General features: G+C 49.1%; 24 protein-coding genes. All 24 read left to right on the top strand.

Annotated elements, in window-relative coordinates; genetic code table 11:
• The 24 genes from BU251_RS08725 (at position 1) to BU251_RS08610 (ending at position 20,757) form a co-directional block, all read left to right on the top strand.
• The gene (locus tag BU251_RS08725; protein ID WP_128700799.1) at positions 1 to 324 is read left to right on the top strand and encodes a hypothetical protein; all 324 of its coding nucleotides are present in this window, start codon (positions 1 to 3) and stop codon (positions 322 to 324) included.
• The gene (locus BU251_RS08720; protein WP_128700798.1) at positions 321 to 2,096 is read left to right on the top strand and encodes a hypothetical protein; all 1,776 of its coding nucleotides are present in this window, start codon (positions 321 to 323) and stop codon (positions 2,094 to 2,096) included. The genes BU251_RS08725 and BU251_RS08720 overlap by 4 nt, the downstream gene beginning before the upstream one ends.
• On the top strand, positions 2,093 to 2,461 hold the full coding sequence (locus BU251_RS08715; RefSeq protein WP_128700797.1) for a DUF2460 domain-containing protein: 369 nt from the start codon (positions 2,093 to 2,095) through the stop codon (positions 2,459 to 2,461). The genes BU251_RS08720 and BU251_RS08715 overlap by 4 nt, the downstream gene beginning before the upstream one ends.
• Positions 2,431 to 3,042, top strand: coding sequence for a phage minor tail protein L (locus BU251_RS08710; RefSeq protein ID WP_128700796.1), 612 nt, complete (start codon positions 2,431 to 2,433; stop codon positions 3,040 to 3,042). The genes BU251_RS08715 and BU251_RS08710 overlap by 31 nt, the downstream gene beginning before the upstream one ends.
• Positions 2,946 to 3,449 (top strand): C40 family peptidase, encoded by a 504-nt coding sequence (locus BU251_RS08705; RefSeq protein ID WP_164908945.1) that lies wholly within the window; start codon positions 2,946 to 2,948, stop codon positions 3,447 to 3,449. The genes BU251_RS08710 and BU251_RS08705 overlap by 97 nt, the downstream gene beginning before the upstream one ends.
• Positions 3,433 to 7,050: a TipJ family phage tail tip protein gene (locus tag BU251_RS08700; protein ID WP_128700794.1), complete on the top strand. Its 3,618-nt coding sequence runs from the start codon at positions 3,433 to 3,435 to the stop codon at positions 7,048 to 7,050. The genes BU251_RS08705 and BU251_RS08700 overlap by 17 nt, the downstream gene beginning before the upstream one ends.
• 8 nt (positions 7,051 to 7,058) lie before the next feature.
• Positions 7,059 to 7,289 (top strand): hypothetical protein, encoded by a 231-nt coding sequence (locus tag BU251_RS08695; RefSeq protein WP_128700793.1) that lies wholly within the window; start codon positions 7,059 to 7,061, stop codon positions 7,287 to 7,289.
• Complete coding sequence (locus BU251_RS08690; RefSeq protein ID WP_128700792.1) at positions 7,270 to 7,545, top strand: hypothetical protein; 276 nt, start codon at positions 7,270 to 7,272, stop codon at positions 7,543 to 7,545. The genes BU251_RS08695 and BU251_RS08690 overlap by 20 nt, the downstream gene beginning before the upstream one ends.
• Positions 7,526 to 8,017 (top strand): hypothetical protein, encoded by a 492-nt coding sequence (locus BU251_RS08685; RefSeq protein WP_128700791.1) that lies wholly within the window; start codon positions 7,526 to 7,528, stop codon positions 8,015 to 8,017. The genes BU251_RS08690 and BU251_RS08685 overlap by 20 nt, the downstream gene beginning before the upstream one ends.
• A 68-nt stretch (positions 8,018 to 8,085) precedes the next feature.
• Positions 8,086 to 8,763: a hypothetical protein gene (locus BU251_RS08680; protein ID WP_164908944.1), complete on the top strand. Its 678-nt coding sequence runs from the start codon at positions 8,086 to 8,088 to the stop codon at positions 8,761 to 8,763.
• A 4-nt stretch (positions 8,764 to 8,767) separates the two neighbouring features.
• Positions 8,768 to 9,163, top strand: coding sequence for a hypothetical protein (locus BU251_RS08675; protein WP_128700789.1), 396 nt, complete (start codon positions 8,768 to 8,770; stop codon positions 9,161 to 9,163).
• Entirely contained in the window at positions 9,150 to 10,373 is a 1,224-nt protein-coding gene (locus BU251_RS08670) for a radical SAM/SPASM domain-containing protein (RefSeq protein ID WP_128700788.1), read from the top strand. Before BU251_RS08675 ends, BU251_RS08670 begins: the two co-directional genes overlap by 14 nt.
• Positions 10,370 to 11,455: a radical SAM protein gene (locus BU251_RS08665; protein ID WP_128700787.1), complete on the top strand. Its 1,086-nt coding sequence runs from the start codon at positions 10,370 to 10,372 to the stop codon at positions 11,453 to 11,455. Before BU251_RS08670 ends, BU251_RS08665 begins: the two co-directional genes overlap by 4 nt.
• Positions 11,448 to 12,611 carry a radical SAM/SPASM domain-containing protein gene (locus tag BU251_RS08660; RefSeq protein ID WP_128700786.1) on the top strand — a complete coding sequence of 388 codons (1,164 nt, stop codon included), beginning with the start codon at positions 11,448 to 11,450 and terminating at the stop codon, positions 12,609 to 12,611. Before BU251_RS08665 ends, BU251_RS08660 begins: the two co-directional genes overlap by 8 nt.
• 12 nt (positions 12,612 to 12,623) lie before the next feature.
• On the top strand, positions 12,624 to 12,914 hold the full coding sequence (locus tag BU251_RS08655; protein WP_128700785.1) for a hypothetical protein: 291 nt from the start codon (positions 12,624 to 12,626) through the stop codon (positions 12,912 to 12,914).
• Positions 12,915 to 12,928: 14 nt separating this feature from the next.
• On the top strand, positions 12,929 to 13,480 hold the full coding sequence (locus BU251_RS08650) for an Lcl C-terminal domain-containing protein (protein WP_128700784.1): 552 nt from the start codon (positions 12,929 to 12,931) through the stop codon (positions 13,478 to 13,480).
• Between the two features lie 15 nt (positions 13,481 to 13,495).
• Positions 13,496 to 13,675, top strand: coding sequence for a hypothetical protein (locus BU251_RS08645; RefSeq protein WP_128700783.1), 180 nt, complete (start codon positions 13,496 to 13,498; stop codon positions 13,673 to 13,675).
• A 4-nt stretch (positions 13,676 to 13,679) separates the two neighbouring features.
• The gene (locus BU251_RS08640; RefSeq protein ID WP_128700782.1) at positions 13,680 to 13,952 is read left to right on the top strand and encodes a hypothetical protein; all 273 of its coding nucleotides are present in this window, start codon (positions 13,680 to 13,682) and stop codon (positions 13,950 to 13,952) included.
• A 93-nt stretch (positions 13,953 to 14,045) separates the two neighbouring features.
• Positions 14,046 to 14,378, top strand: a complete 333-nt coding sequence (locus tag BU251_RS08635; protein WP_164908943.1) for a hypothetical protein — start codon at positions 14,046 to 14,048, stop codon at positions 14,376 to 14,378.
• Between the two features lie 62 nt (positions 14,379 to 14,440).
• A complete protein-coding gene (locus BU251_RS08630; protein ID WP_164908942.1) occupies positions 14,441 to 14,707 on the top strand; it encodes a hypothetical protein in 267 nt (88 codons plus the stop codon).
• A gap of 196 nt (positions 14,708 to 14,903) precedes the next feature.
• The gene (locus BU251_RS08625; protein WP_128700779.1) at positions 14,904 to 15,515 is read left to right on the top strand and encodes a TetR/AcrR family transcriptional regulator; all 612 of its coding nucleotides are present in this window, start codon (positions 14,904 to 14,906) and stop codon (positions 15,513 to 15,515) included.
• Positions 15,516 to 15,684: 169 nt separating this feature from the next.
• The gene (locus BU251_RS08620; RefSeq protein WP_128700778.1) at positions 15,685 to 17,019 is read left to right on the top strand and encodes a TolC family protein; all 1,335 of its coding nucleotides are present in this window, start codon (positions 15,685 to 15,687) and stop codon (positions 17,017 to 17,019) included.
• Positions 17,006 to 17,698, top strand: a complete 693-nt coding sequence (locus tag BU251_RS08615; protein ID WP_128700777.1) for a permuted SH3 domain-containing protein — start codon at positions 17,006 to 17,008, stop codon at positions 17,696 to 17,698. Before BU251_RS08620 ends, BU251_RS08615 begins: the two co-directional genes overlap by 14 nt.
• On the top strand, positions 17,695 to 20,757 hold the full coding sequence (locus BU251_RS08610; RefSeq protein WP_128700776.1) for an efflux RND transporter permease subunit: 3,063 nt from the start codon (positions 17,695 to 17,697) through the stop codon (positions 20,755 to 20,757). Before BU251_RS08615 ends, BU251_RS08610 begins: the two co-directional genes overlap by 4 nt.
• Positions 20,758 to 20,759 lie beyond the last annotated feature (2 nt).

Below are 20,759 nucleotides of genomic sequence, written 5' to 3'. Positions count from 1 at the left end.
GTGGCGGTTCATTTGGGCGGCCTCACCGTGAACTGCCAGAGCTGTTTAAGCGGGAGAAAGATACGATGTGAGTATGAAGTGCCTGGGCAGGAAGTCTGGGAGCTTAACGGAACGCAGTACCGAGGATGCCCTTTTAAGATCGTCACACGACAGTCGGCGAGCTTTATAAGGGCATTTCAGTTTTACAGGCAGGGTTATCTGCCGAACGCGGGCGGCTGGATCGACCAGTCGGCCAAAATGCTCGATGCTTTTGAAGTGATCGAAAAGGAACTACAGGCAATCGAGCAGGAGATGCAGAAAAGAAGGGACAGGTTCAAGCGATGACGAATAAAGAACTCTCGATCATATTGCGCCTCAGGGACGAGGCGACCAAGCGCCTTGAAGGCGTGCGCGGCAACCTGCAGAGATTCGCCAATGCATGGAAGCAGAATTGGATTGCGATCACCGCGGCCATCACAGCCAGCATCATGGCGCTTCGCAAGGCGTGGGATCTCATGGAAATGGGAGCCAAGGCCCAGCAGATCGAGCAGAGTTTCAGCCGCATGGCAGAGAGCGTCGGCATAGACGCGCAAAAAATGCGGCAGTCGATCATGGAGGCTTCCAAGGAGACGGTTAATTTCTCCAATGTCGCGGACAAGGTTTCGGCTCTCATGGCGCAGGGCTTGAATATGGATCAGGTCGCGGCGCTCATGAAACAGGCTCGGGCCGAGGCGAGGATATTCGGCACTACGACCGAAGAGGCGTTTCAAAATATTTCAAGCGCGGTCACCGGCGGTCTGGTCACGACCTTGAGACGGTCGTATGGACTTCAGCTGTCGCTTAAAGACGCGGCAGAGGAATACGCCAAGGCAACAGGCAAGACCGTCGAGCAAGTTCAGAAATACCACATGGCGCAGGCTCTGGCCAATCATATTCTCGCGCAGAGTAAATCGCACCTTGAGGCAGTGAATCTCGAGATGATGACCAGCTACGAAAAGGTGCAGATGCTCAAATCCCAGTGGAATGATTTCATGGAAAAGGCAGGGCAGGCGCTCTGGCAGGTGCTCGGGTTTCTGCAGGGGTTTGCCAATCATCTGGTGGCGGGTGTTTTCACGATCCTTGAGTATGGCGCGGGTGCGGTCAAAGGGTTCATTCAGGGCATAACGAATGCCTTGAACGGCCTCTTGGGTTTCGCGGTCGATTTCTTTCAGGCGCTCATGGTTCCGCTCATTAAGTTTTACGACCTTTTGGGAAAACTTCCCGGCAGTGTCGGTGAAACATACCGGCAGGCGTCCGCGGAGGTAGAGAAGTTTTCGCAGTCGCTGGAAGAGAACAAGATTCAGTTCAATGTCGAGGGTCTTACTCAGGGGCTTGAAGAGGCGCGCACGGCGTTCAATCTGGCCGCGCAGGAAAGCGCGCGGGACGCGATGAATCAGTACGACCTTGTGTTTGCCAAGGTCAAGGAGACTGGTGACAAGACAGCGGAGATATTGAAGAACGTGGCCAAGGATGTGGGGAAAAGCGCGGAAGCGGCCGCCCAGCAGTTTAACGTCATGGAAGAGTTTGCCAAGCAGTCGGCGCATAACATGCAGAACGCGTTCTCGCAGTTTTTCTTCAAGGCGTTTACGGGTGAGCTTCGCAGTGTCAAAGAGGTGTTCGCTGATTTCGGCCGGGCGGTTCTGCAGATGATCTCAAACATCTTGGCGAAGCTGTTACTCATAAAGATATTTACGGCGATGGCCGGTGCTGGCGGCACGATTTTCGGTGTGCCGGTGGCGAGTTTGTTTCATAGCGGAGGAACGGTCGAAAAGCGCAACCGGGCGTTTATCCGGGCGCATTCGGGCCTTGCGCCGGATGAGGTGCCGATCATCGCGCAAACGGGCGAAGGCGTGCTTTCCCGCAGGGGAATGCAGGCGGTGGGCGGGTCGGACAACCTTCGCGCGCTTAACCGCGGGGAATCTATGCGCGGGGAAGGTGTCACGATCAACGTCAATCAGGTGATTCAGGCGTGGGACGCGCAGGACGTTTGGCGCAACCGCAAGATGCTTTCCAATGCCATTGCCGATGACATTTATAACAACGGGAAGATCCGTTCGGTGATCAGGAGTTACGCATGAGTGATTTTAGCTATTTACCGGATTTTGTTTTCGAAGAGACGCTGGAATACAAGACGCTTATTTCGGAGTTTGAAAGCGGCGTTGAACAGCGCAGGCGCAAGTGGGCGGCGCCGTTACACAAATGGCGTCTCAGGTTTTCCAGCAGGTCAAAGGCGGACATGGAGATGATGCGGAATTTCTTTTCCGCGAAATACGGCTCGTTTATGGCGTTCACATGGACGAACCCGAACGATGCCGTGGAGTATACGGTTCGGTTTGCCGAGGACAGTTTTAAATACACGATGAAGGCGTATGAGGTGTACGACTTCGAGTTTGATTTTATAGAGGTGAAGCAATGCCTAGAAATGTCAGCCCCGCTTTTATAAGCGAGAAATCAAAACAGGAGAACGCGCCCATCTTTTTATACGTTCTCGAAAAGTACGACTCCATTAATGATTTGAGGATCGCGGGGTTCGATCAGGATGTGACGTATCAGGGAGAGGTTTATTCGAAGTTCCCGGTCACGCATGAGTTTATCGGCGAGAACAATCAGGGGCAGATCGATCAGGTCAAGGTGCGGCTGGGGAATGTTTCACGCCTGATTCAGCTATATCTGGAGCAGTTTGATCTGCGCGGGAAGAAGGTCACGATCCGCATGGTCTGGGCAGACCATCTGACGGACCCGGACGCGCATATGGACGACGTTTTCTATATCGACAGCTATACGGCAGATCAGAAGAACGTGGAGTTCACTTTAACCGGCAAGTTCGATGTTCTAGGCGTTGATCTGCCCGCGCGCAGGTACGCGCGCAATTACTGCGCGTGGAAGTTCAAGTCGCCCGAATGCGGGTATATCGGAGGAGAGGTTTCATGCAACAAAACCAAACAGCGGTGCAAGGTGCTGGAGAATTACCACCGGTTCGGGGCGTTTCCATCCGTGCCGACGCGAAGAATCTACGTGATGTAGAAAAGGCGATCATCGGCAAGTATCTCGGGATACCGTATCGACACAGGGGCCGGACGATAGACGGGCTGGACTGCTGGGGGTTTCTAAAACTCGTCTATGCGGATCTCGGTTACAGGCTTTTCGATATTGAGGATCTGGAATACAGCAAGGTGTGGGGTTTAAGCGGCAAGGACTATTTCAGGGAGCATTACGGCCACGATTGGGATCGCGTTGAAACGCCGCAGGTTTTGGACGGGATATTGTTCGTCAATTCGAAAGGAGTGGCAAATCATGCGGGGATCGTTCTTTCGAAAAGGCGTTTTATCCATTGTTGCCGTCAGGGGGTTGTGGTGTCGCGGCTCGATGATGTGTCGTGGAAAACAAAAACAGAAGGTTTCTACAGGTTAAAAAATGATATCCGTTCGTAATATCGACAATCCGTTCAAGCCGGAAGAGGCTCCGGTTCTGGAATTCACCTATTCCAGAAGCAAATCCGTGCGCGAATATCTTGAGCATTCCGGCTTCGATTATAAAGACAAACGCGTCATCGTGACCGGCAAACGCATTGAAGATCTGGATTCGCGTATTGAAGAGGGCGACGAGATCGTGGTAGCGCCGGAGGTCAAAGCGCCGGTGGTAGCAGTTGTTTCGTTTATCATCTCGGCAGTCTGGGCGGCCGCGGTGGCGCATCCGTTTCTTTTCACGTTCTTTGTCCTCTCGATGGGGTATGCCATTTATCAGTACATGAATCAGCCGAAAATGCCGGATTTCAATCTCGGCTCGGCCGGGATGGATGAGGGTTCGCCCACGTATGGCTGGGACGGCGTTCAGACGATTCAGGAGGTCGGCGTGCCGGTAGCGGTGGTCTACGGCGAGCACCGGGTCGGCGGCAATATCATCAATCAGTTTCTATGGGAAGACGGTGACAAGCATTATTTGAATGTGCTTCTGGCTGTCTGTGAAGGCGAGATCGAATCGATAGAAAATATCGAGCTTAACAATAATCCAATCGATAACTTCGAAGGCGTTGCGGTCAACAAGCGTTTCGGTACGAATTACCAGAGCATGATCCCGAATTTCGAGGATCTGCACAATATTTATCCGGTCAGCGCCAACCTCACGCAAAACAATCCGTACATTTACACCACGGTCGATCTGGATGTCGAGGCGTTTGAGATTCACCTGCGGCTTAATAACGGCCTCTATCAGCAGAATTCCAGCTCCGGGGATATCCAGAGCTGGAGCGTTACATACCGGGTTGAATATAAAGAGCATTCTTCAGGAACGTATATCGATCTGGGCGAGACGACGATTTCGGCGCAGTCGCGTTCATCAGTCAGGCGCGTATTCCGCAAGGCCGGTCTTACGCCGGGCCAGTACGATATCCGCATTACCCGCACCAGCGAGGATAGTTCGCTTCAGCCCTTAAAACAGGGCGATCTTCTTTTGTTTCAGATCGATGAACTCAAGACAGACGATTTGAGCTATCCGAACACCGCGCTTCTGGGGCTTCAGCTTCTGGCTACCGACCAGCTTTCGGGATCCATGCCGAATATTACCTCGATTGTAAAGGGGCGGAAGGTTTCGGTTCCGGATGTCAAAAACGGCACGGATCCGGTTGCTTGGGATGATTATTACTGGGACGGTGCAGATTATCGTTTGCTTGCGGACGACACCTTGCTTTCGTGGGACGGCGTGTCGTTTGCCCAGAGATATTCAGCGAATCCGGTCTGGTGCCTCAGGGATTTTATTATCAACAGCCGGTTCGGGCTGGGTGAATTTATTGCATCAGAAAATCTGGATCACGCGTCGCTTCTTGAAATGTCGCAGTATTGCGAGGAGAGGGTTCCGGACGGCCAAGGCGGATATGAGAAACGATTCCGGATGGATGTGGTGATCGACAGTAACAACAAGGCTCTTGATGTCCTGATCCAGCTTTGCGCTACGTTCAATGCCATGCCGGTATACAGCGCGGGCGGTCTGGCTTTTAGGATCGACCGGCCGACAACGCCGACACAGCTCTTTGGTATGGGCAGTATCGTCAAGGATTCCTTTGCGCAGAGTTGGAAGACCTTGAAAGAGGTGCCGAACGTTATCGAGGTTCAGTTCACCGATAAAGAGAAAAACTATCAGCAGGAAACGATCGCGTACATCGATGAGGAGTTATTGGGATCAGGCGAGCCGATGCGCAAGAGCCAGATTCGGCTTTTTACGACAAGGGGAAGTTATGCCATCCGCGCGGCGCGCTATGCCTTGAAGGTGGCGCGGTATATCAACCGGTCGGTTAGTTTTAAGGCCGGGATCGATGCGGTGGCTTGTCAGGCAGGGGATGTTATCTCGATATCGCACGATGTTCCGCAGTGGGGCTTTTCCGGCAGGGTGCAGGACGGCAGTACGGATGTGCTCGTTAAATTAGACCGTGAGATGGTTATTGAGGACGGCAAGTCCTACAAGATTCAGGTTCGCTTCGCGGACGATACGATCGAGGAGCGGCTTATCACATCGCCGACCGGAACGCATGCGGAGGTTTCGTGCGAGGCGTTTTCGCAGGATCCGCAGGGCTTCGATGTGTACGCGATAGGCGAAACAAACAAGGTCAAAAAGGATTTCAGGGTCGTATCGATCCAGCGCGAAGGCAAGAGCGAGGTTCTGATATCCGCGCTGGAATATAACGAAGCGGTTTACGATGATTCGGACATTATCCTGCCCCAGAACAACTATTCGTCTTTATCGAGCGAGATCCCGGCTGTCAGCAACCTCAGTCTGACCGAGTCGCTGGTCAAGAAGGCAGACGGAACGATCGAGAACGCGATCGATGTCTGGTTCGACCGCCCAGCCTATGTGGATCATTTCGTCAAGTCGTATGCCAAGGCAAAAATATATATCAGCGATGATGATGGTTTAAGCTGGCGCGCGCGGGGAGAAACCTCGGGAACGAATTTCAGGATCATCGGAGATATCGTTGACCACCAGACCTACAAGGTCAAGGTGACCTCGCTCGATTCCCTGAACGAAGAGAGTTCTCTTGCGACCGCGCCTGAAAGCACGATCACGATTGTCGGCAAATCGGCCCCGCCTTCGGATGTGCCGTCATTTCTGGTTAACCGCAACAGGGACATGCTTTATTTCGGCTGGACGCCTATTCCGGATGTGGATGTGTGGGGGTATGAGATCCGGCGCGGCCTTGATTGGGAAAGCGCGGAGTTCATCACGCTTCAGCAGGGGACGCATTACCTCACCAAGGATGTCAAACGCGGCATTGGCCAGCGGTACTGGATCAAGGCGATCGATACGTCCGGCAATTATTCCGTAAATGCAAAAGAGGCGGTTGTCACGATCACTGAGATTCCGTTCAGAAATATCATCGCGGAGTATCAGGAACAGCCGCTTTGGGCAGGCGCGATGAACAATATCGAAAAGGAAGGCGAGTCGATCGTGATCACGGACGGGGTCATGTCAGGGACGTATACGACACCGGTCAGGGATTTCGGGTATGTGGCCAGTGTTTATATCGGGATCGATGTGATCGTTTCGACCTCGCTGGGCAGGCGGTTTAATACCGACGGTGTCACAAAATTCAACGACAGTCCGTCTTACCGCTTTACCGGTCAGGAGACCTTGCGCGCGGCCAGTTTCCGGATCCGCACGTCAGAGGACAACATCACATGGAAGGATTGGGAGAATTATCAGCCCGGCGATTATTACTGCAGGTATTTCCAGATTGAACTCACGCTTTACCGCGAGAATATCGGCGATGAGATCACCTGTTCGACGTTTCAGTATTTCGGAGATCTGCCGGATGTCGACGATTACGGCAACGATACGGTGGTTTCGGCGGTGGACGGCAAGCAGGTGTTTTTTGGCAAGACCTATCACGAAGAGCCGAGTGTTCATATCGAGATTCGAAGCGGGAGCGGCATCTATTCGCAGTTTACGGATAAAAGCATCACCGGCTTTACGGTGAAGCTGTACGACGCTCAGGGCGTGGTGCAGACCGGTATGTTCGACTGGCACAGCCACGGGATTTAGGAGGCGTAATGGCAAAGGGATTGATTCCATACAAGGTGGTTATTGAGTTTGAGAAAGGCGAGTTTTTAAACGGGGTCATTTTATATAAAGTCAATGACGGCGGCCAGATCAGCCGGATCAAGAGTATCGGGATTAAAGACGCGGCGTTTAATAAATCGACCTTGAACGGCGTGTTGCAGAAGTTTATCAAGCACGCGAACCAGTCGGAAGGAGTGAGCGATGGACAAGTTGATCTGTAATAAATGCAAAAAAGAGATACCGGATGACATGGCGTATATGTCGGTCAAGGGCGACATTATTTTGCGTATGCCGAAAAGGAAGCCGGTTGTTTTCACATGCGCGGAGCAGGCAGAAAACTACGCCCGGCAGATGACGCTACATGATGTCTGCTGGATCCAGATGTTACGCGAGCACGGCATTGAGCTTTACGACATGAACGCGGTTGCCGAGGCGTATCAGAAAAGAGAGGTGGGCGATGGCTTGGGACAAGACTAAACCGGAAAACGACATGCTTTTGATCAATTTTCCTCCGGCGTGCCGGGCCAATTGGGAGGCGCTGGAGCTGTTGACTGATCCTGCGCTTCAGATCACCAATGAGAAAGTTGCCCCGGGTGCCGGAATAGAGGATACGAAACTGGCGCAGATAACCTCGCCAAGCAAGGTGAGCGGCACTGCTTTGACGGGGCTGGCCAGCGTTCCAGCGGCGGCCGGTGTTCTTCCGACTGAGAATTCGCCCAATAAATTGAAGGCGGATGTCAGCGATACGACGCCGGAATATCTGGACGGGCTTATCGATACGGCAATGTTTCAGGTGTCGGCAGGCGATCAGTTGCAGTTGAAAGACGGCGGGGTTTCGACCGCGAAGCTGGAAAGCGGTGCGGCATCGCCCGGCAATAACAAGTATTACGGAACGAATGCCTCAGGGACAAAGGGCTTTTTCGATAAGACGGCGGTTTATGCTTCGTAGGGAGAGATATGGCGCATAAGTTACCCCCAAAACAATGCTCATCGAATACACCGGCTTGGACGGATCCGGTGCTTACGGATCTGTCTTCAAAGGTGCGCAAGGTGCATGTCGATGAGCTGAGGTCGTTTTTGAACACCGAGTTTGCCCGGCGCGGGCTTACGCAGGCGTCTTTTACGGATCCGACGATCACGGCTTTGGTGACAGAGATACGGAAGGTGCATGTGGATCAATTGCGTACCGAACTGGCGGCATGCAAATCGGGCCGCGGTGAATCCGGATATTGCCCGCAGGACAGTTCCGGTTGCATGGATTTTACGGATCCAACGATTACGGCACTTTCAACGGAGGTTAGGGGGATTCATTTCCGACAGATGATGCAGAAAGTTCAGGCGCTCATGACCGGCTGTATCTGTGAAACTGAGCAGTGCCAGTATTGCGCGGACTGCGGATATCACTATACGACCTGTTCTCACGCGGGCGTGGCGTGCGATGACCATAAATATTCGGAATGCCACCACTCGATCAATCATTACTGGATTTGCGCCAGCATCAACTTGCCTTCGGTAACAGAGCATCCGTACAAGTCGGCATCCGGCAATCCGTTGTCGACAGTGGCTTGGGACGGCTATGTGCCGTGGGACTGGTGTGTATATACGCCGCCGGGATCGAACTGGGGGACGTGCGAGTATTCGGGCGGGCATAACCATAGCGCGTGGAATTGTAAATGTAACCCTTATTCATGGTGAGGAAATGTTTCAGGATCAGGTAAAGGCACAGGAAGTATCGTTCAGGATCGCGCGGCTGGAAGGCGAGAACGCCGTCAGCGAGCTGGTTAACTGGTGCAGGAATAATCTCGATGAATTGACCGTTCAATGTTTCACGCATAAGCGGTTCATGAGCGTTCAAGCGCTCATAGATGCGCTATGCGAGGTTTATCAGGAGCTGGGAGTCGAGGGCGACAAGGGCAATATTTCGGCGTTTGTTTTGTTTCTGGCTGGGAAGCACAGGGACAAGATTTATGCCTCGCATGTAGTTGCGCTTAATGATACGCATCGCACGGTCTTCAAAGACAGGCTTGGGCTGGATATCGAGGAGATCGAGCCGGGCTTAAGCAAGCTGGACTGGAGGATTAATGCCGGTATTTGAGCTTAAGAATAGCAAGGCGTGCGGCGATTTGCCGTTACAGTGCCGTGAGGTGATCAAGCGGTACAAGGCCGAGGGAATGTTCGATATCGGTTCGATAACGGACGGCAAGCAGGAATACACCACGGTTTATTTTCTGATGACGCAGGACTGCAATCTGCGCTGTGCTTATTGCTATCAGCCCAAGGAATTCAGGCAGAAGGACAGCGGGATCACGCGGGATGTTATTGATGCGGCCGAGGACTGGGCCTCACGCACGTTCGATGAGAGGCGCGTCAAGTTCAGTATATTCGGCGGTGAGCCGTTCTTGAATTTTCCAATGGTGCAGTACCTTTGCGATACCTATTGCATGTACCGCTATGTGGTGACAACAAACGGGTTGGTTCTTTTGAATGATCCGGGCATTCGGGAATGGGTTTTGAGGCATAAATACCACCTCAATTTGAGCGTCAGCATATCGGCTTTGCGCGGCGTTCTGGGAGAGGGATATCTGGATAAGGCAGGAGAGGTGCTTGATCTTGTGAAGGCCAACGGCGGAGACGTTCATTATGTGGTCGATGATTCGGAGCGGCCGGGGATCTATGAGGAGATTATCAGGCTTTATGAATACGGTGTGCCAGTGGTGCGGATATCCTCGGCCCGGCATTGGGATATGGTCAGGGACAAGAACGAGCAGTTCAAGGACTTGTTTAGGCGCGTTGCGGATTACGTTTACTTTTCAGGCAAGCCGAAGTTCGGACGGAGTCAATGGGATATTGCGTTAAAAAACAACATTTATCGCAAGTTGAAAGGTATCGCGCTCAAGGACGTGCCGCCCACGTTTTGCGGGTGCGGGTATCTGTATCTGGCTGTGAATAACAAGGGCGAGATATACCCGTGCGATTTTTTTGCCAATTATCCGGAGTTCAAGATCGGGGATGTGTGGAGCGGGTTTAACGATACGGCATTCTTTTTCAAAAAGATGGGCGATTGGATCGATGAGCTTTACGAGCATTGCAGGGATTGCGAGGTTTGTTTTGACGGCGATATCCGCTGTTGCCCGCGGGCAATGTGCTTGGCTGAGAATTACACCGTGACCGGCAATCCATTGAAACCGGCGGCGAATCACTGCTGGGCGAACCGGATTGAAACGGCCACATATGAATACATCGCCAAGAAGGCGATCGAGACCGGTATCGACGTGCTGTATCACAAGGGGGCGGTGCGCAAATGAGGATCCCTCTCTATAAATCGGTTTATTTATATCTCACGCACGCGTGCAATGCGAATTGTTCGTTCTGTTACCGCAGAGGTTTGTTCGAGAGGCACAAGGTATCGACGCTCGGGCCGGTGAAGATGTCGAAACAGACCGCGGACGATATTCTGGACTTTTGTTTCTCAAAACTTCAGCTGGCACCCAAATTCACGATCTACTTTTGGGGAGGCGAGCCGACGGTGAATTTCGAGGTCATCCGGCATGTGATGGAGAGGTTCCCGCAGATGCTGTTTCACATGAACACCAATGGCGCATTGATTGATGAGCGGATGTATGAGTTTTTCGCGCGGCATCGCAACATCGGGATCACATGGTCGTTCGGAAATTGCTATGAGAAATACGGCGGGCCTCATTGGAAGGCCGAGGCAGAGCCGTGGATGCTGAAGCTGGTAAGAGAAAACCCGAACCATAACGTCAATTTCATGGTCGTTGAATACGGGAAACTGAAAGAGGATTTTGATTTTATCGCGCGGAATATCACCCGCAATATCACGATCGACCTTGCAACCCGACACGATCACAGCCAAGAGGATTTGGAGAGGTTCGCGGCGCAGTATTTCGAACTTCTTATCGAGCACGAAAAAGACGCGGAGCTTTTTCAGACGCTTAATCCGGCTCTTCACAGCAACGCCTATGTGCGGGAGTTCGGGCTTAAGGCGCAGGTACGAGAGTTTCACTTTTGCCGGACGGGCCTTGAGCGGATTTTTATCGATACCGAAGGCGGTATCTGGCAGTGCGACAACATGTACATCTGCAGGCATAACCGGCTGGGATCGGTTTATGACGGCATCGATTATTCGAAGCTGGATTACGTTTGGGAGATCGATGAGAGCCGCGAGAAGTATCTGGGCAGATTTTGCGAGAGTTGCGAGCTGTACAAGCGGTGCCCGCGCAATAAATGTCTGGGCCTTAACCTTGAGCATATGGGTGACATGTTAAAGCCCGAGCCGGGCTACTGCGCCATGAACAAGGTTCTGGCCAAGGTCATTGATAAATATATCCAATTGGAAAAAGAGAAACGGGAGAAAGTTCATGTCTAACGCGGAATTGGTCGGCGGCAAATCCAAAGACGAAATAAAGAGCATCGATCTGTTCATCACTGAACAGTGCAACATGAAATGCGATTACTGTTTTCATCCTAAGGGTGAGGCGGTGCTGTCGGTCGAGCAGGGAAAGAAGATTCTTGCCCGGATGAAGGAAATAAGCCCTGCGGGCCTGCAGATAACGTTCTTCGGCGGTGAGCCGCTTCTGTATCCACAGACAGTTTTGGAGCTGGCTCTTTATGCCCGGGAGCTGTGGTCGCCGGATAAAGACGGGCGGCACACCTCGACCTTTTCGATATCAACAAACGGCATGTATTTCGATGAGACGGTGTTCAAGAAATTTGCCGAGCTGGGAATGGCAGTTCAGGTCAGTTGTGACGGCGATGAGATCACGCATACCGAATACCGGCACGGCGACTATCCGCGCATTATCGAAAACATAAAGAAAATTCTGGCCATCAAACCGGATATGAGTGTTCGGATGACGTTTACGCCCAAGACGGTCGGGCGGTTGGCGATCAACGTGCAGTACCTGCACGAGCTGGGCATTACGAAGATCATGCATCACGCGGTCATGGAAGAGGATTGGACTCAGGATGCGGTCGAGCAATACCGTTATCAACTGACGCAGATTTATCACTATCGCCGGTACTGCAAGCGGCAGGGCCTGCCGATCGAGATTGCGTTTATCGATAAACCGCTCAAGATCGTCAATGATGAGGTGCCGCCGGAGAAGGAATACTGTCAGGCGGGCAAGACCTATATCGCGGTTCTGGAGAACGGCGACGTTTATCCATGCCACAGGGCGGCGAGCGCGCGAATATTTAAGCTGGGGAATATCTTCGAGGTGCGACCGTTTATCCGCGGAATATTCCTCAATATCGACAAGGAGTACACCGGATGCTGGAAAAACTGCCCGCACGCTCGGACCTGCCACAGTTGCGTGATCACGCACTACAAGGTCAATCAGGAGCTGACTGTTCCGGTTACGAAATACTGCCGGATATGTGCGGTCGAAAGCGAGCAGGCGCTGGGCTTTCTGCCGGTCGAGCTGGCGGACAGGCGGGAGCGCATGCTTTTCACAGTCGGGCAGGTCTTGGTGGATGTGGCCAAACAGAACGAGGAAATCTTGGAAGCGTTAAAGAAAACATAAGGAGGGACGGCAATGGCAAAAGTTATCAATCATGAAGAAATTGTGGTCAGTGGTATGGCCGTGGCATTGACCCCGGCGGTTTATAACCCGGGCAACGGGGTTTCGGCATCGTTTGCGATGATTACGGCCGAGGGCGGTGACATGCGATATTTCGTCAACGGCCAGAATCCGAGCGCGGCATCGGGCGTGCTTTTGGAGGAGGGCGATATCGTTGAGCTTCCGTCGATTTATCACATCAAGGATTTTAGAGTGATAAAGGCGGGCGATGATGACGGAAAAATTACGGTCACTTACGAAGGTTAAAAGGAGGGCGCAAAATGGATCATATTAAACACCAGAAAAAGAACCGGATCATCACCCGGGTCAATGAAATCGTCACGAATGGCGGTCTGCCGAAAACCGGGCAGATGATGAGTTATCAGATGGGTGATGACGGCTATTACCAGATGGGGTATCCGCTTGGCGGAGGTCAAAGGTTTATTGATAACGGTGACGGGACGGTAGTCGATACCGTGACCGGCCTTATGTGGGTCAAGGATTTGCAGATGGCCGGGTTTGGAATGACGATGTACTGGTATGACGCGATTAATGCATGTGAGAATCTTTTCTTTGCAGGGCATGACGATTGGCGCATGCCGAATATTAATGAGTTGATGTCGATTGTGGATCATTCAAGATACAGCCCTGCGTTTGATCCGATGGTTTTTACCCCTATGCCTGATATGTGGACGCCATATTGGTCTTCAACTGTTTGTGTATCTTGGACAGATGGTGCGTGGTGTATGTATCCGTATGACGGGTACAAAACGACATGGGGCAGACCTTGGGATATGTGTTACGTTCTGCCGGTTCGCGGCGGGCAGGCATAAAAAGGAGGATTTCAAATGGCAAAACCTACAATTGAATTCAAAGACGGCAAGAAGATTGTGACGTATCCTTCCGGCGAAAAGCGGGAGCATTCGAAGGAAAGTTTAACTACTGCGAAGCAGATGTTTGTGAAGCGCAGGGAGAAGATCGATGAGCAGATCGCGCTCATCGATGATGACATCAAGAAGATCGGATAGGTTTATGAAGAGTGAAGGAAACTGGACAAGGTTCATCACGCCGGTATTGGTGACGATCGTTATTTTCATGCTCGGCACGATCATTACGCAGGTCAACCGCATCGATGAGAAACTGTTTCATCATCTGGCGAATGACGAGATTCACATGCCGCGGGCCTTGTATGTGTCCAAGGCCGAGTTCGATATGCAGAGCCGGTTTATCGAAAAGGAGAACGACCGGATCATCAAGGCGATTGATGAGCTGAGGAAGGACTTAAAGAAAGGGGTGGCGCAATGATTACGATCAAGCTGGTTATTGCCTTCGCGCTGGGCGCGGTGGTTGGGGGATTGGGGATGTTCTTTTATTTGTGGTTAAAAGGCAAGGTGCAGGATGGCGGAAAACGAAAGATTTAGCATCCTTAAGTTTTTGGGAAGTTTTGTTCAGTGGTTGCCGTGGGTCAAGACCGCGCGTTACGCGATCGGGATCGCGGCGATCGGGCTTATCGGATTGACGATCTATAAGGCTTTCTTCATGCCGACTCAAACCACGAAGCAGGAAACGCATATCATCGCCCAGCCCGGTGCGCAGGTCACTATTGATCAAAAGCGCGAAGAGAAGAAGTCCGGGCTTGAGGTTCATCCGTTTGTCGAGGGGTACGGTTTCGCTGAATCCGATGACCGAAAAGGGGTCGGAGCCAAGGCCGGGGTGCGGGTAGATTTCTAAGACAAAGGCCTTGCCAACTATTAAACCGTATGGCCCTATACCCTCGAAAGGAGGGGATGATTATGGTTCGTGAAAACATGACGGCAAAAAAGACGCGGTATATCAGCGTCAGGAACGGCGGCGAGGAGACGTACGTCGAAAACATTCCGGTGTCGGGCCGGATGCGGGATCATCTTCCGGCCGCAAAGTTGCGTCTGCGGGAGATCCAGCGGGTCATGCCGCTGGGTAAATGGTCGATCACGATCGAACAGCAGTGGAAGGATGCGGGCGTTACGCATTTTCAGATGCTGGATGTCATGACCGGAAAATTGCAGGAGTCGGTTTTATAAAAAGAAATAGTCGTAGTAAAGAAAGCCCAATACCTGCTGTGAGTTCCACGGGCATATACATGGATAGCTACGGAAATTTTATTTTAAGGAATAAACAGAGTACTGCTGGGTTTGATTTGACAAAAGTAAAAATAGATGGTATATTCTATTTATGAACCATTGTTCATTAATTAAACAGTGTTCGTGAGGGGGATAAATGGCTATATTAAATAGAAAAGAGAGAGATAGGCAATTACGCAGATCCGACATTTTCAAAGCGGCAGAGCATGTATTTGCTTTGAAAGGATATCACAAGGCAACAATAAGAGATATCGCAAAAGAAGCTCAATACGGAACGGGGACGGTTTATCTACATTTTAAGAACAAGGACACTCTTTATTTTGCTTTGCTTGAAGAAAAGTTAAAGTGCTTATTAGCTTTGATTAAAGAGAAAGTAGGGCAAGTGAAAGATTCGAAAAAGAAGCTGGAGATTTTTATACAGGAAAGTTTAGTTTTCTTCGAGAAAAATCAGGATTTTTTTCAGATATTTGTCTCGGAGGGTAGTGAGTCATACATTGAAACAAGATTCTTAAAATCATCCATTGGCTTGCAATTGCAAGAATACACGGAAAGCCTGCTGAAGGAGGCGCAAGGGCAAGGGGTTGTTAATAGTAATTTTGACCCGGAGCAAATCAGCAATGTGCTCGAATCTATTTTAAAAACGATTACTCTTAAGTGGTTACAAAAGAAAAAAAGAAAAGAAGAAAGTTTAGTAGGTCTATCCGATACAATTCTTAGGTTGTTTCTATACGGTGCCGCAAGTAAATAACCTGCCTTTTAGTATTTCCTCAGAGAACTCTTTACAAAATCATTTACCTTGACAAGCCACTAAATGAATGGTATGCTTTATTTGTGAACAGTTGTTCACAAATTGATAGAATGTTCACGAGCAGCGTAATAGAGGGTTTCGTGATTAATATTAGGGTGACGGTGTGATAATGAAAAAACTATCTGTATTTATTACAAGCTTAAGCACTATTGTTGCGCTTACCTTTAACGTTGGCGCTTATGCGGATAATTCCCGAGAGGAAACCGTTTTAAAGATTAGCCTTGAGGAAACCGTTCAGAGGGCGCTGGATACTAGTGAAGAATTAAAGATAAAGGATAGCGAGATTAAGAAAAGTAAAGGTGTTTACGGGGAAGTCCGCTCAGAGGCGTTACCGCATATCAGCGGCCAATCTGTTTGGACAAACAATATGGATTATCCGGATAAAGCCACCGGTAAGTATCACGATCATTCCTTAGATAACGGCATAAGCGCTTCACAGCTTATTTGGTCGTTTGGCAAAGTGATGTATGCAATAGATTCAGCTAAGAATGCTGTTGAAGCGACTCGTTTGAATAGGGAAGCAAGCAGACAAGATGTGATTTTTGCCGCAAAATTAAGCTACTATAGCTGTCTTCTTGCTAAAAATACCCTATCTATAGCCGAGAAATCATATGCCGATGTTCTTGAAAATAAAAAGTTAATCGGTCAACGCTCTTACGGAGGTCGTAGCTCGAAATATGAAATTGTTAAAATAAATGCTGATGTCGCGGCTAGGATTCCGGCAGTCAATGAAGCCCGCACACAATTTGATGCGGCCATCGAAACATTAAGAAGGGTTATTGATGTTGATTTTGACCGGAAGATTGAACTTGAGGGAAATTTTCAAGAACAATACACAGATTTTAATTATGAAACGCTGGTGAGTGCTATGTATGCATACGAGCCTTCTTTGCAGGGGCTTGAGAAATCAATCGATTCTGCCGAAGCAAGCGTAAAGAGTAAATACGCCAGTTTTTTACCTACGATTTCTGCTTTTGCTTCTATGAATTACAAAGGGGATTCCAATGAAAATAGTTTTTTGAAAAAAGATGAGCTTGATAATTACTCTGCCGCCGGTCTTAAGGTAAGTATCCCGATTTGGGAAGGAGGAATAAAAGAAGCTCAACTGAGTCAAGCCAAAGCGAATAAAGAAATTGCCGTTCTCAGGAAAAAACAAGTAGAAAGAAATCTACTGCTGGAGCTTAAAAAAGCCTACTTAGAATACCAACAGTATAAGGATAATCTTAAGGCAAACATTGAAGCAGTGAGCCTTGCCGAAGAGGCCTTCAAACAAACGCAAGAGATGTTTTCTTCAGGTCAGGTCAGTATCACCGACCTCAATATTGCGGAACTTTCTTTGACTAACCAAAGATTGAATAAGGAAGCCACTCTTTACAACATAAATATAACGCTGTCAAAGATCGAGAAATTAATAACCGAAAAATACGAACATGAAAAACTTTAAGCGAAAAACAATATATTTAATAATCATTATCCTTAGTTTAGCTTCCGTTCCACTGCGTATTCACGCGGTCAAGGCAGCACGCGGTAAGACAATTGTCAGTTTCTATGGGGAATGGAAGAAGGCGGGAAAGCCGGTTGAGGTTCGGGTGATTAAAGCCGGAGATGTCCCCGTTTACGCTCAGTTTACGGTCAGGATCGTTGACGGGCGGGTTGCCCGTGGGTTTGTTACAGGTGAAGTTAAAAATGCGCTTCAGGAAGGACAAGAGATATACGATCCGGAGGATAGATTCGTTGTTAGCGCTCGATTAAAAAGCATAGGTGCGGAACTAGACATGGACGCTGGTATGTTCCCGGTAGAGGTAGAGTTTGATAAGTCTCGGGATCCGAGCGTTGCGTTTGTGGTTTGCGCTCATACTTCGACGCTACATAATGTATTAGCCGTTCCCAATGAAGTGCTGGATATTGCCGGAGATGAATATTTTATTTGGAAGGATGAGAACGGTCTTGCCAAAAAACGCAAAGTGGTTATTCGATTACGCAACGGCTACGGCGCGATAATTTCCGAAGGATTGCAATCCGGCGATAAAGTAATATTCAGCGGACAGAGTATGCTTGAGGATAATGACCGGCTACTGGTGGTAGACGCCGGAGAAACAGATAAAAAGGAACAAATTCAATGATAGAATTTTTTGTTAAACATAAGATTACCACGGTCATGTTTGTGTTGGTATTCGTGGTCTTGGGGTTTTTCAGCTATTCCAATCTGATGATTGAGAAGACCCCAAAGATTGATTTTCCGATTGTGACGGTTTCCGTGACTTATCCGGGGGCGAATCCTTTGGAGGTGGAGACGCTGGTAGTCAAAAAGATTGAAGACGCTATTTCTGAGATTTCCGAGATTAAGAAGATAAAAAGCCAGTCTTACGATAGTTTCGGATACATATTCGTAGAATTCTTACTTTCCGCAGACGTCAACGTCAAATCTATAGAAGTTAAGGACAAGGTTGAGGCCATTCTTAACGACCTGCCTGATGCAATAGAAAAACCGGTAATAGAGAAATATGATCCTTTAATTGAGCCGGTGTTGGACATGGTTTTAAGCAGTGATTCCGGTGATCTGCGCGAAGTATACGAATATGCGGATAAAACCTTAAAGACCAAATTTTCATCCATACGTGGCGTAGCCAAGGTCGACGTATATGGAGGGGAGAAACGGCAGATTAATGTCCGTTTGGACCCCATGCTTATGAAGCAGCATTATATTAGTATCAACGAAGTGATTGCGGCGCTCATGGCCCGCAATAAAAATGTGCCTGCGGGGGATATTGAAAAGGGATACGATGCTCTTAGCGTGCGCTTTACCGGAGAATTCACAAGCGTAAAAGAGATTGCCGATACCCTTCTAGTTTCATCCGACGGCGGTGAATTTCACCTGAAGGATATTGCAGCAGTCGAGGATAGCTATAAAAAAATCTCTACAGTCGCTCGCTATAACGGTAAACCTGTAGTTGGCCTTTCCGTCAATAAAGCTTCCGACGGTAACGCTGTATTCATTTCTCATCAAATGCGTAAGAGGTTAGCGGAATTCCAGAAAAGTCTACCTCAGGGAATGCATCTGGAAATTGCTACCGACACCACTACTTTTATCGCGAATGAAACATTGGATACCGAACGGAACATATTTATAGGAATCGTTTTAACCATAATCCTATTGTTGCTGTTTCTGGGGCGTTGGGATATGTCGTTTATTTCTGCAATCATTATTCCTACCTCGATTATCTCTACGCTATTTCCTATGTGGATGTCGGGTTTTTCCATTAACATGATGACCCTTCTTGCCATCGCTACGGTAATCGGAACACTTATATCCAATGCTTTAGTAATTTTAGAGAACGTGATGGTACATTTGAGCCGCCACGACAATCCGGAAAAGGCAGCGATAGACGGGACTAAGGAAGTTTTAATTCCCGTCATTGCTTCTACCGGCACCAATCTTGTTGTATTCATGCCGATTGCTATGATGGGTGGAATGGTTGGGCTGATGATGAAATCATTCGGTCTGACAGTGGTTTATGCTACTTGCTTTTCATTGCTGGCCTCATTCTCATTGACTCCAATGTTGTGCGCGGCAATGCTTCAACCTCAAAAAACTGAGAAACCTTTCCGGCCCGGACTGATGCAAATGGTTATTTCTAGAATAAGAATGATTCCGATTTCCGTGGACAAACTAACGGAATTTCTTAAAAAGCAGTATAAGCATATATTTGAGCTTATGTTCCGTTTTCCGCGCTCGACTATTGCTTTTTGTTGTTTGGCGCTGATCGGTTCATTTTTACTTTTCTCTTATGTGGAAAATGATTTTCAGCCTAAGTCCGACGAAGATAAGGTCATTATCAATCTTTCTCTTCCTCAAGGCTCAACCGTCGAACGTACAGAAGAGGCGGTCAAGCATATTGAAGCTTTCTTGGATACGATACCAGAGAAACGAGCTTACTTGTCTAATATTGGGAATAATGGAGTAGAGAACGCCAAGGTTACCCTGGATTTAATCCCTTCAACCGAGCGTAAACGCAGCGATATGCAGATTATTGACGATCTGATCGTTTTCATCTCAAAGATGCCGGATGTAGAAGCGTATTGCGTACGGCAAGGTATAAGCTCGATGTCTGAAGGTGATGTAGCTATAGACCTTTACGGCACGGATTACACGGTTATGGTTGATCTGGCCAGACAGATGAAAGATATCATGAATAAAAGCGGCGATTTTCAGAGCGTAGTTCTTTCATATAAAAGCCCTAAGAAGCAGATGAGCTTGGTTCCTAATGAGGAAAAACTTAATGAGTTCGGACTCAACGCAGCTAGCGTGGGCGCAGTAATGCGATACTCCATTTACGGAGAGGATTCCAATATTTACAAAGAAAAAGGTGAAGAATATAAAGTCAACGTGGAGATGGATGATGTTTATGCTCGGAATTTCGACGATATTAAAGAAATATCAATTCTTTCGCGCAAAGGGTTAATCCCTATCAATGAATTAGGAGAATTGAAAATCGATAAGGCTGTTCCCACCATCTGGCGTCGCGATCGCAACAGGATCATACGAATTGACGGGTATCTGGGCAAGAGCTCCATGGTTATCGTCAGCAAGAAGTTGGATAAACAGTTCAAGGCAATTAACTTTCCCTCCGGCTATAACTATAAATACTCGGGATATTCGGAGTATATGGAAGAAACAAATGTTGAATTGGGCAGGGCGTTTCTTTTGGCGATCATCCTAACCTTTATGCTGTTGTGCGCGATCATGAATTCACTAATTGCTTATCCTTTGGCGGTCATGACTACAGTGCTTGCTTCCGTCGCCGGGATGGTCTTGGGGCTGTTTTATCTTAACCAGAGCATGAATGTGGCTTCGATGATGGGTATGGTTATGTTGGTAGGTATGGTAGTGAATAACGCGATCCTGCTTCTGGATCAGACCTTAGTTAAGATGAAAGAGGGATTGGCGATTAAGGATGCGCTTTGGCAGGGCGCTTCAGCTAAATTCCGCGCGATTATTATGACTTCGTTTGCCATTATTTTAGGCGTTCTACCGCAGTTGTGGAGTTTAAGCAAAATTAAACAGTCTATGGGCGCGGTGATGATCGGCGGATTGCTCGCTTCGATCATCTTTACATTTATTCTAGTGCCGGTAGTCTTCTGGTATCTGGAGCGTTTTGAGAGGCGGTTTATAAAACATTAAAT

The sequence above is a fragment of the Candidatus Velamenicoccus archaeovorus genome (genome assembly GCF_004102945.1).
GTDB classification, from domain to species: Bacteria; Omnitrophota; Gorgyraeia; order Velamenicoccales; family Velamenicoccaceae; genus Velamenicoccus; species Velamenicoccus archaeovorus.
Note: the sequence above shows the minus strand (reverse complement) of the source record. Positions and strands in the feature narration are given on the sequence as shown.

Bases quoted from the DNA above. Each gene is read 5' to 3' on its own strand.
- BU251_RS08645 (WP_128700783.1), top strand. From the start codon at position 13,496: ATGGCAAAACCTACAATTGAATTCAAAGACGGCAAGAAGATTGTGACG.
- BU251_RS08695 (WP_128700793.1), top strand. From the start codon at position 7,059: ATGGCAAAGGGATTGATTCCATACAAGGTGGTTATTGAGTTTGAGAAA.
- BU251_RS08610 (WP_128700776.1), top strand. From the start codon at position 17,695: ATGATAGAATTTTTTGTTAAACATAAGATTACCACGGTCATGTTTGTG.
- BU251_RS08705 (WP_164908945.1), top strand. From the start codon at position 2,946: ATGCAACAAAACCAAACAGCGGTGCAAGGTGCTGGAGAATTACCACCG.
- BU251_RS08720 (WP_128700798.1), top strand. From the start codon at position 321: ATGACGAATAAAGAACTCTCGATCATATTGCGCCTCAGGGACGAGGCG.
- BU251_RS08650 (WP_128700784.1), top strand. From the start codon at position 12,929: ATGGATCATATTAAACACCAGAAAAAGAACCGGATCATCACCCGGGTC.
- BU251_RS08700 (WP_128700794.1), top strand. From the start codon at position 3,433: ATGATATCCGTTCGTAATATCGACAATCCGTTCAAGCCGGAAGAGGCT.
- BU251_RS08620 (WP_128700778.1), top strand. From the start codon at position 15,685: ATGAAAAAACTATCTGTATTTATTACAAGCTTAAGCACTATTGTTGCG.
- BU251_RS08685 (WP_128700791.1), top strand. From the start codon at position 7,526: ATGGCTTGGGACAAGACTAAACCGGAAAACGACATGCTTTTGATCAAT.
- BU251_RS08630 (WP_164908942.1), top strand. From the start codon at position 14,441: ATGGTTCGTGAAAACATGACGGCAAAAAAGACGCGGTATATCAGCGTC.
- BU251_RS08635 (WP_164908943.1), top strand. From the start codon at position 14,046: ATGGCGGAAAACGAAAGATTTAGCATCCTTAAGTTTTTGGGAAGTTTT.
- BU251_RS08665 (WP_128700787.1), top strand. From the start codon at position 10,370: ATGAGGATCCCTCTCTATAAATCGGTTTATTTATATCTCACGCACGCG.
- BU251_RS08655 (WP_128700785.1), top strand. From the start codon at position 12,624: ATGGCAAAAGTTATCAATCATGAAGAAATTGTGGTCAGTGGTATGGCC.
- BU251_RS08675 (WP_128700789.1), top strand. From the start codon at position 8,768: ATGTTTCAGGATCAGGTAAAGGCACAGGAAGTATCGTTCAGGATCGCG.
- BU251_RS08660 (WP_128700786.1), top strand. From the start codon at position 11,448: ATGTCTAACGCGGAATTGGTCGGCGGCAAATCCAAAGACGAAATAAAG.
- BU251_RS08615 (WP_128700777.1), top strand. From the start codon at position 17,006: ATGAAAAACTTTAAGCGAAAAACAATATATTTAATAATCATTATCCTT.
- BU251_RS08710 (WP_128700796.1), top strand. From the start codon at position 2,431: ATGCCTAGAAATGTCAGCCCCGCTTTTATAAGCGAGAAATCAAAACAG.
- BU251_RS08640 (WP_128700782.1), top strand. From the start codon at position 13,680: ATGAAGAGTGAAGGAAACTGGACAAGGTTCATCACGCCGGTATTGGTG.
- BU251_RS08625 (WP_128700779.1), top strand. From the start codon at position 14,904: ATGGCTATATTAAATAGAAAAGAGAGAGATAGGCAATTACGCAGATCC.
- BU251_RS08690 (WP_128700792.1), top strand. From the start codon at position 7,270: ATGGACAAGTTGATCTGTAATAAATGCAAAAAAGAGATACCGGATGAC.
- BU251_RS08670 (WP_128700788.1), top strand. From the start codon at position 9,150: ATGCCGGTATTTGAGCTTAAGAATAGCAAGGCGTGCGGCGATTTGCCG.
- BU251_RS08715 (WP_128700797.1), top strand. From the start codon at position 2,093: ATGAGTGATTTTAGCTATTTACCGGATTTTGTTTTCGAAGAGACGCTG.